Source organism: Wolbachia endosymbiont of Nasonia giraulti, assembly GCF_048054155.1.
GTDB lineage: Bacteria > Pseudomonadota > Alphaproteobacteria > Rickettsiales > Anaplasmataceae > Wolbachia > Wolbachia pipientis_C.
In genome coordinates this window covers 1-13,047 of sequence record NZ_JAFEVH010000018.1, presented here as the reverse complement: position 1 = coordinate 13,047, position 13,047 = coordinate 1, and the positions used below count along the sequence as shown (strand labels likewise).

The window sequence follows — 13,047 nt, the reverse complement described above, 5'->3', positions numbered from 1 at the left end:
TTGAATTGAAAATGCGGTTTGACACACTTTTTTGAACGTTCCCTGTATCAAACATTTCACATACCCTGTACGCTCAATTTGACCACCTATGTTCCTTTTACTTCTTGGCTTATCTCTTTTTGTATTTCCTTTTGAACTTAACAAAGCTTTTCCTTTAACTCATCACCCTCTATCTCTAAAACCTTATTTTCTTACCTATAACTTTTAGCTTAGCTTCCAACTTTTCTATTTTTTGCTGCAAGTCTTTGTAAAGTTCTAAAAGACTAACCATGTTACCTCACTTTTACGATTGGTTTTTATCTTATTTCATCTACCTATTTTGTTGCTTCAATGAATGGGTGAATAAAGCATTTCATGCGCTGTCCTTCACTTGTTCTGCTTGATAGTCACTACTGCTTTCGCTTATATTAGCACTAGAGTATTCTTCATCGTCAACATACTCTTTTAGGACATATCCTCTACCCCAAACGGTTTCTATGTGGCTTATTCCATCATTTGCACTTTCAAGTTTTTTACGTAATTTACACATAAAAACATCAACTATTTTGTTGTCTGAAGGTTCGTCCAAGCCATTGTAAAGATGGTTTAAAAACATTTCTTTTGTCAACACTGCTCCTTTACGCAATGCCAGCAATTCTATCATGGAATACTCTTTGTTAGTAAGGTGAACTGTTTTGCCTTTTACCTCAACAATCCTGTGATCAAAATTGATATTCATATTACCAATCTTTATCACTGATTCGGGATGACCTTTAGTACGTCGGACTATGGCCTTAATTCGAGCTAATAATTCGCTCCTGTGAAATGGCTTGGTTAAGTAATCGTCGGCACCATACCCAAGTCCTTTAGCTTTATGGTTGGCAGCGGAGATACACGAAAGTATTAAAACAGGAACTTTGATTTTTGCACTTCTTAATCTTAACAGTATATCATATCCATCAATATCACCAGGCAGGTGTATATCTAGAATAACTAGATCGTAATAGTCTCCACCCGAGGAAACCATATTATTGTTATAATCTTGTGCAGAAGTAACAACGTCGCAAAAATGTCCATCAGAAGTTAAGGCATTAACTACAGTCTTTGCACTTACTTGATCATCTTCAATTAATAATATACGCATATTTTACACCCCATAAATAATTTATAATTTTAGTAATATATATAACCAAGGAAAGTAACAAATCAAATTTTTATTAATGAATAATAGAAATTACACTTATTAATTAATAGTTAATGTGTCGTTCCAAAATTATACAAATAGATCTAAAATACAATAGATATACTATAATAATACTATTTTTAGTAAATATTGAATAGAAGCTATTTTATTAAAAGAATACTTAGGTTAATAGATATTTAAACTATTTTATACTTTTATGTTATATTTTTAATTTACTTATTCTACAGTTTTAAATTATAAGTAATACTTTCAGGAATATTGAGTGGTAATATCAGTTTTAGGTGCTGGCGCATGGGGTACAGCAATTGCGATTTCATTAAGTAGTAAGAAAAATGTAATTTTGTGGACTCGCAATAAGGCCATGTTTGAATCAATTAAAGAGAAAAGAGAAAGTGACAAGCTACCTGATTGTCCAATTTCTGATAATGTATCAGTAAAATTAGCTATTGAAGATGCAGTTAATGCTTCAGTAATAATTCTAGCTGTTCCCACCCAGTCTCTAAGGGAGATATGTCATCAATTGAATGATTGTAACCTAAAAAAAAATGTAGCAATAATTTTGGCTTGTAAGGGAATAGAAAAATCTACATTAAAATTACCTAGTGAAGTAGTCAATGAAGTTTTACCTAATAATCCTCTTGCTGTTTTTTCTGGTCCTAGCTTTGCTATAGAAGTTGCAAGAAAATTACCATATTCGATGGTTCTTGCATGTCAAAATGAAGTATTAGGTTCAAAATTAGTATCAGAGCTACAGCAAGAAAATATTAGATTGTACCTTAGTAGCGATGTTATAGGAATACAGGTTTGTGCAGCGTTAAAGAATGTTTTTGCTATAGCATGTGGGGTTGTTCTAGGTAGGTTTGGGTTTAATGCTCATGCAGCATTAATTACGAAAAGTATGAGTGAAATTAAGGCTTTATACTCAGCAAAAGTTGGTGACGGCAATGTAGATATAAATACACTACTTGGACCAGCATGCTTAGGCGATTTGGTTGTGACATGCACATCATTAAATTCAAGAAATCTATCTTTTGGATCTAAAGTAGCTAATAGTAATGGTTCTAGTGCTCAGCAGATTTTATCAGAAGGTAAGTCGGTAATTGAAGGTTTTAACACTGCTAAGTCTGCATTTGATTTAGCAGAAAAGCTAAAGATAAAAATGCCCATATGTGAAGCGATCTATAGATTGCTATATGAAAATACTTCTATAGAAGATACTATTTCTGTTCTTGTAAATTAGTTTTATATTTCGGTATATTGTGAAATTTTTATATAAATTAATATCAACATGGTGGCTATCTGGCACGGTAAAAAACATGCCAGGTACTATAGGCAGCTTGGCTGCTTACCCAATTGTTCCTATATTACTCAATGACAGAATTTTAGGTACAGCAATTATTTTTTTTTTATTCTTAGTTGGATTATGGTCTACAGGCAATTATATACAACATTACAAAGCTCCGCATGATCCAAAAGAGGTAGTAATTGATGAAGTAGTTGGTCAATTGCTGACAGTACTTCTAGTTTCAATATTATTAGAACAAGAAATGAATAGCTCTGTATTGTTGGTGTGCTTTTTCTCCTTTAGGTTTTTTGATATAATAAAAGTGTGGCCTATAAATTTGATTGATAAAAATACAAAAGGTCCTTTAGGTATTATGCTAGATGATGTTGTAGCTGCAATTTTAGCCTTTGTTTTTATAGGAGCCTTTTATTGTTTATTGTTGGTTTATGCAGAATAAAAAAATTTGTTATTCAAGCTTAATTATTCAGAACCTAAAGGATTATATACTTTATGCAACGAATTTGTCCAAGTGGGAAATACATGACGAATTTGATAATGTTATATTTACAGTAAATGGTACCAGAGAATCGTTATTTAATTTTGTGTTTTGTGAAGATCAATGTACTGAGCTTTCCATATACAGAACTCTAAATTATCTCAAAGCACGAAATATAGAAGCAACATGGATAATAAGTCCACGTATAAAAATAGGGGGTATTTTAGAAAAATGCGAAATAAAACACGTTAGCACACCAAAAAAAGTTTTACTCAATATAAAAGATTATTTTTTGCCTGATGATGCTGTTCCAAATTTGAAGTTCAATGTTGTAAATAGTAGTGAGCTCTTAGAGCAATTAGATTTACACACTTCTAAAATTTTTTATCATAGAATTAGTATTGTTAGCACATTTTTTCGCCAATTATCGAATTATGATGATAAGAGCTCAAGGTTAAGATTTTTTCTTGTAATGCTAAATAACGAAATTGTTGGAACATGCGGTCTTTATATTCAAGACAGCATAGCTGGTTTTTATAGTGATGGAGTTTTACCAATTTACAGGGGTCGTGGAATAGGAACTCAAATGGTTCTAGAAAGAATAAAGATAGCTAGGCAATTTGAATGCAAATACATAGTAGCACATTGCATGAAACCTTCTGTAAACCTTTATAAAAGATTAGGCTTTAGGGTATTGGGCAATCTTCACTTATATACCTCTTCAGTACAATCTCTTTGCTGAGAGGTTATAAATTTTTATATTTGTTTTAGAATGCTATGTTTTTTTTGTATGAAATAGTTTTACTACTAATTCTAGTATTCTTCTTTTTCTCATATTCTAAATTAAAAATTAGTAATAAAATTAAGGACTTACAACATCAAAATGTTATCATAAATAATTTAATAGATACTGTAAATGATGGATTTTATATTTGGGACGCAAAAAAACGTATAGAAAAATTTTCTCCCAATTTACTAATTTTGCTTAATACTGTTTTTTATTCATTTAATGAGTTTGTAAATTTTTTTGAGCAATCAGAAAGCTTAATTAAAAGTTTTGCTGAGGCAAAGGAAATAAATAAATCTTTTACTCTAGATTTAAAGTCAAAAGACAGTGAGGTTTATTGCACATGTTATGGTAAAAGCATAATAGATTATTCTAATAATGTGATTGGTGTGTTGTTGTGGATAAGGAATATCTCCGATTATAAGATAAAAGCTAATGAACTTGAGTTAGAAAATAGTAAGCTTATGCGAGAATTGGAGAACTATAAAAAAATTTTTGACTCTTTACCATTTCCAATACTGAAGCACAATAAGAATAAAAAAGTAAGGTTTTATAACTTATTTTATGATAAATATATAGGCAGCTCTAAAAAATTTACTGTTGCGAGTGGCTCCTATAACGTAAAACCAGGAGAGTGTGTAATAACTTACAAGAACGAACCTAAGGTTTTTAATTTTGTTGAAGTTCCAATGCAAAATTCTAATAGCATAGTAATGTATGGAAAAGATATTAGTGATGAAAAAAAATTACATACTGAGCTAAGCAATTGTTTAGCTGCACAAGAAAGTTTGCTTGAGAAGCTATCGATTGCTGTAGCGATATATAGTAAGAATCAAAAGCTAAAATTTTATAATAATGCTTTTATAAAAACTTTTCAGTTTGATCCAAAATTTTTGGAGTCTTATCCAACTTATCACGAGATTATGCTTCACCTATTTGAATCTAAAAAGCTTTTAGGAAAAAATGATTTTCAAACTATTAATAATCAAAGACATGAGTTGTTCAAAAGATTACTGGAATCATATGGTGAAACAATACATTTCATGAACGGAAGAACGTTTAGAGTATTAACAATACCCTATGCTTCAGAGGGTCTACTATTTTCTTACGAAGAGTGCCAGAAATAACACTCAAATTCCTCCTCTCTCCACCATAAGCTGTTTTACTTTCGCTATCGCTTTTGCCGGGTTAAGACCTTTCGGGCAGGTTTTTGTACAATTCATTATTGTATGACAACGATACAACTTAAATGGGTCGTTTAAAGAAGCAAGTCTTTCTTCTTTCTTATTATCACGACTGTCAGCAATCCATCTATAAGCTTGCAGTAATATCGCTGGCCCTAAAAATTTATCACCATTCCACCAATAGCTTGGGCAACCAGTCGAACAGCAAGCACATAGTATACAATCAGACAGACCATCCAATTTTTTTCTATCTTCAGGAGATTGAAAGTATTCTTTATTTTGTAAGGCAGATTTATCTGTTTGTAACCAAGGTTTAATCGATTTGTATTGCTCATAAAATTGGCTTAGATCTGGAACTAGATCCTTTACTATATACATATGAGGTAGTGGATATATTTTTACTTCACCTTTTATATCATGTATAGATTTAGTGCATGCGAGAGTGTTGGTACCATCAATATTCATTGCACAAGATCCGCATATTCCTTCTCTGCAAGAGCGTCTAAAAGTTAAGGTTGAATCTATTTCATCCTTTACTTTTATTAATGCATCAAGTACCATAGGGCCACAATTATCCATATCGATAAAAAATGTGTCTATTCTTGGATTTTTATCATCATCAGCAGACCAACGATAAATTTGAAATCTTCTAATATTTTTTGCTCCAGTAGGAGTAGGATAAACCTTGCCCTTTTTATTAACTTTAGAATTTTTTGGTAAAGAAAACTGAACCATATTGCTTACCTTTTACAGCTAAAACCCCTTTTTTGTAAATAACATATTTTGGTATTATCTACCATACTTTTCCTTTTCAAATTCAAGCAAAGCTAAAATCTTGCTCTCTAAACTTTTCATTATAATTTCTTCATCTTCTTTTTGATGATCATAGCCAAGTAAATGCAGCAATCCATGAACTAACATGTGTGCAGTGTGAGTGAGGATAGATATACAGTACTCATGAGACTCTCTTTCTATTGTATCTACTGCAATTGCTATGTCTCCTAGATCACATTCACTAGATAACTGTTCGCATGGAAATGATAGTACATTAGTTGGCTTATCTATTTCTCTAAACTTAAGATTAAGTTGATGTAGCAAGTTATCATCAGCGAGAGCTATTGATATATTTGGTTTATAATGATCTATTTTTAATTCTTTTAGAGAAGCATTAATAATATTTAATACAAAACTCTGTGGGTCCTTCGTAATACTATGCCACCTCTTATCAAGAATATTTACTTCTAACATGAATAAAGCACCAGAAAGGACATTATCCCATCACTTGACATTGGAACCCAAAAAAGAAGAATTATAGACCATCGTATCATACACACAACTATACGAATATTGTACACTAGAAGTATGTCATCCCAGTGCTCCGACACTGGGATCCAGGAATTCTGATTAGACATTAGGTGAGTGAATATAAAAGCTATATTAAAACACAACATTTTTAATGTGGTTGCATTACAGCTGGATTCCAGTGTCAAGCACTGCTTTGTGTTTGATGCAAAATCGGCTACTTCGAAACAAACACTCATACAGCTGTATGTTGTGTGCTGAGGTAATATTGTTTGGCAACAGGTATTACACATCACTCATCCTTATTATTTCATTCCACTCAGTCTCTAAAACCGGAGAAACTGATAAACGTGATTGTTTTAATATAACCATATTTTTCAAAAGTGGGTTTTGTTTTATACTGTTTAACGTCACTTGGTTACTTAAAGGTTTTAAAAGTTTTACATTCACTAGTCCAAATTTGGAGTTATAAACATGATAATACTCCTTTAATACTTCAACTATTCCAAGTATAACTCTCTCTTTACCTGTATGATAAAAAAATGCAAGATCGCCTAATTTCATAGCTCTCATGTAATTTTGAGCTTGATAATTGCATACACCATTCCACTGCGTCACCTGCTCCTTTCCCATTTTTTGCCACGAGTATTCACTTGGCTCTGACTTTAGTAGCCAAAATTGCATTATTTTTTTCTTCTTAAATAAGCTGGTATATCATAAACATTGCTGCCCCACTTAACTCTTTCATTTGTTTGCTCAGTTGAAGCATATTCTTTTGTTTCTGATATTGGAATTTGATTATAAGGCCATTTAAAATTTTTTTCCTCTGCTGGGATCTTGTTTTGATTAACAGATGAATTGTTGTTACAGCTATCAATGCCAGTTGCAAGAACAGAAACTCTAACTCTTCCCTCCATCGCCTGATCAAAAGTAGCACCAAATATTATATTTGCATTTTCATCCACTTCTTCACGTACTCTATTGGCTGCAGCATCAACTTCAAATAAAGTCATATCTCCACCACCAGTAATATTAATCAATATTCCTTGTGCACCTTTCATTGATACATTATCAAGTAATGGATTAGATATCGCAGCCTCTGCAGCACTAATTGCCCTATCTTCTCCTTCTGCCTCTCCAGTACCAATCATTGCTTTACCCATCTCACTCATTACTGTTTCTATATCAGCAAAATCAAGATTAATCAGTCCTGGCATGATCATCAAATCAGTTACTCCTCTTATGCCAATATGCAGAACATTATCGGCGAGTTGAAATGCGTCAGCAAATGTAGTTTTCTCGTTAGCAATTCTAAATAAATTTTGATTGGGAATGACAATAAGTGTATCTACGTATTTTTGCAACTCTTCAAGTCCAAGCTCTGCAATGCGCATACGTCGCACACCTTCAAAACCGAACGGCTTAGTTACAACTCCAACAGTCAGTATCTTTTTTTCTTTTGCTCCTTTATCTTTAACTACCGCTCTTGCTTCTCTTGCTGCTTTTGCAATTACCGGTGCAGCACCTGTTCCAGTACCACCACCCATACCTGCTGTGATAAAGAGCATATGGCTATCTTTTATATGCTCCATAATCTCATCAATTGATTCTTCTGCTGCACCTTTACCAACATCAGGCAAAGCACCAGCACCAAGGCCCTTAGTTAAGTTAATACCAAGTTGAATTTTTTTATCACATAACGACTTCTCTAACGCTTGAGCATCGGTATTTGCTACAACAAAATTTACCCCTTGCAAATTGGATTGGATCATGTTGTTTACAGCATTTCCGCCAGCACCACCCACTCCCACAACAGTAATCCTTGGGTGCAATATGGGTAATTCTGGTAAACTAAGGTCAATTGACATTTAAATTACTCAAATATTAGTGAATTCACTTAATAACAAGTTACTGCTTTTTTAACAATATGCAAACATTTTTCGTTTTGATATATACAAATAGTAAACAAGATTTACTTATTCTTAACATTAATAGATGTAATGATTATAGATTTTCAGATCATACTGCTTAAGATGCAAAAAAAAATTGTGAAAAAGGGATAGGCTTCTATCCCTTTTGCTTTGTTGAAATTACTTATTTTGCTGGTGCGGCGCCAGTGCCAATCCAATTGATTCCGCAACTCCGTACAATACTGTTGATGGATCTTTACCACTAACAAGTGTTAGATTACTCCCATTACTAGTTTTAAGACTACCATCACTATTTTTGTCACAAGCATTAAGTATATCTTGCTTTACTTCCTCAATTTTAGCTGTCTTATTACTGTTTTTATATGCATACACAGGTGCAGTTATTAAAGCTGCTACTGCAGCAAGAACTACCAAACTAGCAACAAGTGGATGAGCAACTGCAAATGCAGACATTGCAGTAATAGCAGGACTAACAAGTGTTGCAGCTTTTGTTCCAACTGTACCAACAAAAGTTGCATAAGCTGGGCTTAAGAGATAAGCAGCTGTAAGCGAGGCTACTGCTATAACTGCTAAAGAAATACCAATTGTCTTGCCTTTATGTTCTTTTACGAGATCCCAACCTTGCACAGGCACTTCTTTAACCGCTAGCCAAACCCCTTTTTTATATTTACTTTTTATTGCTTCAATTCTTGACATAACTCTACTCCAAAAATATTAAAATTTCACTAATGGTAGTATATGGCAAAAAAAAGTTTTCTGTCAAGTAAATTAATTTATTTATACATTCTTATTCTGTAATTCAGCGCTTCTGAGATATGTGCTCTTTTTATTTCCTCACTTTTTGCAAGATCTGCAATGGTTCTTGCGACTCTTAATACACGTGTATAGCCTCGATTGGAAATGTAATTTTCTTTCAGTACGTATTTTAGCAATTCTAACCCTTCCTGATCTGGTTCAGTGAATTTATTTAATGCTTCACCACTGACTTCTGCATTGCAACGAATATTAAATTTACTATAACGCTCAGTTTGAATTTTTCTCGCTGATATCACTCTTTCTCTTATCGTCTTAGTACTTTCTCCTTCTGAACAAATTTCAGGAGAGAATATATTGACGTTTGGCATTTCAATGCATATGTCTATTCTATCAAGCAAAGGTCCTGATATTTTATTTCTATAATCTGTGCCGCACTTTGGAGCTTTGTTGCACGATCTACTTGCATCACCTAAATAACCGCACCTGCAAGGGTTCATTGCAGCTATAAGTTGAAAATTAGCTGGATAAGTAATGTGAACATTTGCACGTGCAATAGTTACCTTTCTATCTTCAAGTGGTTGGCGTAGAGAATCAAGCACAAGCCTTGGAAATTCAGGTAGCTCATCAAGAAATAACACACCATTGTGAGCCATGGTGATTTCCCCAGGCTTTGCATTTTTTCCTCCTCCTATCATCGCTGACATCGAGCATGAGTGATGAGGTTCACGAAAGGGACGAGTTACTTTAAATGTTTCGTTACCGGCTTTTGTTATGCTAGAGATGATATTAACATCAATCATCTCTTGTTCAGTCAAATCGGGTAATAGCCCTATAAATCGCTTAGCAAGCATTGACTTTCCAGTACCAGGAGGTCCAACAAGAAGCATATTGTGTCCACCTGCTGCTGCAATTTCAGCTGCTCTTTTTGCAACAACTTGACCTTTAATATCCTTTATATCTAGAACTGAATTTTTTTCTTTGGGTGCAGCGCTATAGTTAAAAGTTACCGGCTGAATTAACTGCTCACCCTTAAAATGTCTGATAATATCGGTTAATTTCTCTATAGCTAGAATAGAAACATTCTTTACCCATGAAGCTTCTACTCCATTTCCCCTTGGGCAAATTACTCCTTTATTTGCCTGTTTTGCATTGATTGCTGTTGGAAGTACTCCTGAGATTGGTATGACTCTGCTGTCTAGTGCAAGCTCGCCCATAATCATATAAGACTGAACTTTTTCAACTGGTATCACATTCATTACAACAAGTAATCCAACAGCAATAGCTAAGTCATAATGACTACCTTCTTTAAGCAAATCCGCAGGGGAAAGATTAACCGTAATCCTTTTTGGAGGTAACAGAAGATTGATTGAATTTAACGCTGCTCTGATACGCTCTCTCGATTCTGCAACAGTTTTATCCGGCAGTCCAACAATATTAAAAGCTGGAATACCATTTGCCATGTGAATTTGTGCATTAACATTTACTGTGCTGGTTCCCTGAAGTGCAACGGTATTTATATTTGCAATCATACTATATTATATAAAGTTATTAATATAATATATTGACAAAGTAACGAAGTAAACAGTAGCTGTTAAAAGTGGTTTAATTTAGCAAAAAAGTGTAGTACTCTATCACTTTGCTGATTATATATGTTTATAAGAATAATCGCTTTTCTTTTGCTATATTCAAGCGCAGTTTTCTGTAGTGATTGTAACTTTAACTTACCATATCGTGGGCTCAGTTGTGATTTGGATCTATCATATAGAAATTTAAGTAATATAAAGAAATTATTGAATAACAAAGATAAGTTCGTTGCACTTACGTTTGATGATGGACCGTCTTATAATAGAGCAGGAGATATTATTAATATTCTGGAGAGCAATAAAACAAAAGCGACATTTTTTGTGCTTGGTGAGCGTATAAATAAAAAAACATCTGAAATAGTAAAAAAAATCTATCAAGCAGGTCATGAATTAGGTAATCATTCTTGGTCGCATAGGAAGTTGACATCACTTTCAAGTGAGGAGCAATTGCAAGAACTGGAAAAGACAAATGTGGCAATTAAAAATGCAACAGAACAGAATGTAAAATGGTTTCGTCCACCATATGGATGTCACAATGATAATTTGATCGAAAATACTAATCGATTAAATATGTATTCCATATTATGGACTGTTGATTCTCTGGATTGGCAAGGTGATAAATCAGAGATTCTGGTTGAAAGAGTTTTAAGCAATGTACATAATGGAGCGATTATATTGTTCCATGATCACGATAACAAATCAAATACAGTTGAAGCTTTACCCCAGATTATTGAAATACTAAAAAAATCGGGTTACAAACTTGTTACCTTAAGTGAGTGGGAAGAAAGTGTTTGTGATGTAGTGAAAGCTAGAAATGTGCCAGTAAAAGGAGAAGGAGTGCATTCTAAAGGAATTCTATGTGGACAAAAAACAAGGTCTTCAACCGCAGGGCATTCATATTAGGTGGTATTCAGCTTACTATTTCTGCTATTTTTAGTTATAGGTTGTATACTTTACAAGTACGAGATAGACAAAAATATGAAGTGCTATCCAATAATAATAGGATAAAAGTTGTTACTATTGTGCCTAAACGAGGCAGGATTTTGGATAGGAATAGCGTTGAACTCGCAGTAAACAAAATTTCATATATTGTTTTATTTGATGGGCAAAAAACCTTTACTAGGGAAGCTGATTTGCAGATGTTATCAGAAATTAAACCTGATGCAACAAAATCATCAGATACAAAAATAACTGCTCTTTATAAACGTTATTACCCGTTTGGTTCGATATGTTCTCATATAATCGGATATACAAAAAGACAGCAAGACATAAATGAAGCAGGGGTTAGTGGAATTGAATATACATATAATCATGTATTAAAAGGCAAGCCGGGAAAGTCCGAGCAGGAAATAAATTCTAAGAAGCATATCACGAGAGAGTTGTCTAGTATACCGCAGCAAGACGGACAAGATATACAACTGACAATTGATGTTGATTTACAGAAGAAAATTGCAGAGATATTTAAAGACCACCAAGGTTCCACAGTGGTAATTGATGTAAATAACGGAGAAATTTTAGCATTATATAATTCACCTTCTTACGATAATAATCTTTTCACTAGCAGATTATCAAATGAAACTTGGAAAAATTTAAACAATCCTTCATTACCGCTTGTAAACCGTGCATTATCATATCAAATTCCACCTGGTTCAATATTTAAAATAATAGATGCGCTTGCGGGTTTAAAAGATGGAATAATAACACCAGAAGAAAAGTTCTCGTGTAGGGGATATATGAAAATAGGTGAACGAAAATTTCGTTGCCTAAAAAGCAAAGTCCATGGATATGTATCTTTAAACGAGGCAATGGCCTTCTCATGCAACACTTACTTTTATAATATAGGAAAAAAAATAAATGTAGATTCTCTACTAGAAATGGCTAGCAAATTTGGTATTGGAAGAGGACCATTAATTGGAATGTTTAAGGAAGAAGCTCCAGGATTGTTGCCTGATGTGGATTGGCGTGCACGCAAGCTGTATTCAGAGTGGTATTTAGGTGATACCATTAACTTAGTTATAGGACAAGGGTATTTACTTACAACGCCATTACAGCTTGCGGTTCTTGCAGCGAGGGTTGCAACAGGAAAGGAGGTAATTCCCCACATTGAGATGAGTAAACCAGGGCAAGACTTTCTTGATATTGATGTGAATCGTGAGCATCTTAGTGTGGTTCAAAAAGCTATGTTTGACGTGGTGAATTCTAACTATAGAAAAGGGCTAGGCAGTATACAAATTGCTGGCAAAACCGGTACACCAGAGATAAACTCTAAAGGTGAAAGTCATAAATTGTTTATCGCTTATGGCCCCTACCATGATCCGCGCTATGCAATCTCAGTGTTTATAGAACACGGCAAAACCCCACGCCAAGATGTTGCAATTGCTAGTGAGATATTGCAATATATGCTTGAAAAATGAACTTATGAAATTGCCATATATGTTACTTGTAATTTATATATTCAAATCAGAGCTTTGAAATTAAAAAAAAGAAACGAAAATTGGGGAACGTTCAAAAAAGTGTGTCAAACCGCATTTTCAATTCAA

13 protein-coding genes are annotated in these 13,047 nt (G+C 33.6%); 6 read left to right on the top strand and 7 right to left on the bottom strand.

Annotated elements, in window-relative coordinates:
- Window positions 1-352 precede the first annotated feature (352 nt).
- On the bottom strand, window positions 353-1,123 hold the full coding sequence (locus JR312_RS03525) for a response regulator transcription factor (RefSeq protein ID WP_416647745.1): 771 nt from the start codon (window positions 1,121-1,123) through the stop codon (window positions 353-355).
- A gap of 322 nt (window positions 1,124-1,445) precedes the next feature.
- Here JR312_RS03525 and JR312_RS03520 point away from each other — a divergent pair, with 322 nt between their 5' ends.
- The 4 genes from JR312_RS03520 to JR312_RS03505 are packed head-to-tail and all read left to right on the top strand — an operon-like array spanning window position 1,446 to window position 4,878.
- Window positions 1,446-2,423 carry an NAD(P)H-dependent glycerol-3-phosphate dehydrogenase gene (locus JR312_RS03520; RefSeq protein WP_416647744.1) on the top strand — a complete coding sequence of 326 codons (978 nt, stop codon included), beginning with the start codon at window positions 1,446-1,448 and terminating at the stop codon, window positions 2,421-2,423.
- 19 nt (window positions 2,424-2,442) lie between these two features.
- Complete coding sequence (locus JR312_RS03515; RefSeq protein WP_015587887.1) at window positions 2,443-2,925, top strand: phosphatidylglycerophosphatase A family protein; 483 nt, start codon at window positions 2,443-2,445, stop codon at window positions 2,923-2,925.
- Window positions 2,915-3,706, top strand: a complete 792-nt coding sequence (locus JR312_RS03510; RefSeq protein ID WP_264330444.1) for a GNAT family N-acetyltransferase — start codon at window positions 2,915-2,917, stop codon at window positions 3,704-3,706. The genes JR312_RS03515 and JR312_RS03510 overlap by 11 nt, the downstream gene beginning before the upstream one ends.
- A 35-nt stretch (window positions 3,707-3,741) precedes the next feature.
- Window positions 3,742-4,878: a hypothetical protein gene (locus tag JR312_RS03505; RefSeq protein WP_264330443.1), complete on the top strand. Its 1,137-nt coding sequence runs from the start codon at window positions 3,742-3,744 to the stop codon at window positions 4,876-4,878.
- 3 nt (window positions 4,879-4,881) lie between these two features.
- On the opposite strand, the gene JR312_RS03500 is transcribed toward JR312_RS03505, so the two are convergent.
- From JR312_RS03500 to JR312_RS03475, 6 genes are all read right to left on the bottom strand, one after another.
- Window positions 4,882-5,670: a succinate dehydrogenase iron-sulfur subunit gene (locus JR312_RS03500; RefSeq protein ID WP_416647743.1), complete on the bottom strand. Its 789-nt coding sequence runs from the start codon at window positions 5,668-5,670 to the stop codon at window positions 4,882-4,884.
- A 54-nt stretch (window positions 5,671-5,724) separates the two neighbouring features.
- The gene (ybeY, locus tag JR312_RS03495; RefSeq protein ID WP_015587883.1) at window positions 5,725-6,183 is read right to left on the bottom strand and encodes an rRNA maturation RNase YbeY; all 459 of its coding nucleotides are present in this window, start codon (window positions 6,181-6,183) and stop codon (window positions 5,725-5,727) included.
- 339 nt (window positions 6,184-6,522) lie between these two features.
- A complete protein-coding gene (locus JR312_RS03490; RefSeq protein ID WP_264330442.1) occupies window positions 6,523-6,921 on the bottom strand; it encodes an EVE domain-containing protein in 399 nt (132 codons plus the stop codon).
- Window positions 6,921-8,105, bottom strand: coding sequence for a cell division protein FtsZ (gene ftsZ / locus JR312_RS03485; protein WP_264330441.1), 1,185 nt, complete (start codon window positions 8,103-8,105; stop codon window positions 6,921-6,923). Before ftsZ ends, JR312_RS03490 begins: the two co-directional genes overlap by 1 nt.
- A gap of 222 nt (window positions 8,106-8,327) precedes the next feature.
- Window positions 8,328-8,864 carry a hypothetical protein gene (locus JR312_RS03480; protein ID WP_416647742.1) on the bottom strand — a complete coding sequence of 179 codons (537 nt, stop codon included), beginning with the start codon at window positions 8,862-8,864 and terminating at the stop codon, window positions 8,328-8,330.
- Between the two features lie 77 nt (window positions 8,865-8,941).
- On the bottom strand, window positions 8,942-10,453 hold the full coding sequence (locus JR312_RS03475; RefSeq protein WP_416647741.1) for a YifB family Mg chelatase-like AAA ATPase: 1,512 nt from the start codon (window positions 10,451-10,453) through the stop codon (window positions 8,942-8,944).
- 120 nt (window positions 10,454-10,573) lie between these two features.
- Here JR312_RS03475 and JR312_RS03470 point away from each other — a divergent pair, with 120 nt between their 5' ends.
- Both JR312_RS03470 and JR312_RS03465 read left to right on the top strand, forming a co-directional pair.
- Window positions 10,574-11,410 carry a polysaccharide deacetylase family protein gene (locus JR312_RS03470; RefSeq protein WP_319606768.1) on the top strand — a complete coding sequence of 279 codons (837 nt, stop codon included), beginning with the start codon at window positions 10,574-10,576 and terminating at the stop codon, window positions 11,408-11,410.
- The gene (locus JR312_RS03465; protein WP_416647740.1) at window positions 11,365-12,921 is read left to right on the top strand and encodes a penicillin-binding transpeptidase domain-containing protein; all 1,557 of its coding nucleotides are present in this window, start codon (window positions 11,365-11,367) and stop codon (window positions 12,919-12,921) included. The genes JR312_RS03470 and JR312_RS03465 overlap by 46 nt, the downstream gene beginning before the upstream one ends.
- The last annotated feature ends 126 nt before the right edge of the window (window positions 12,922-13,047 follow it).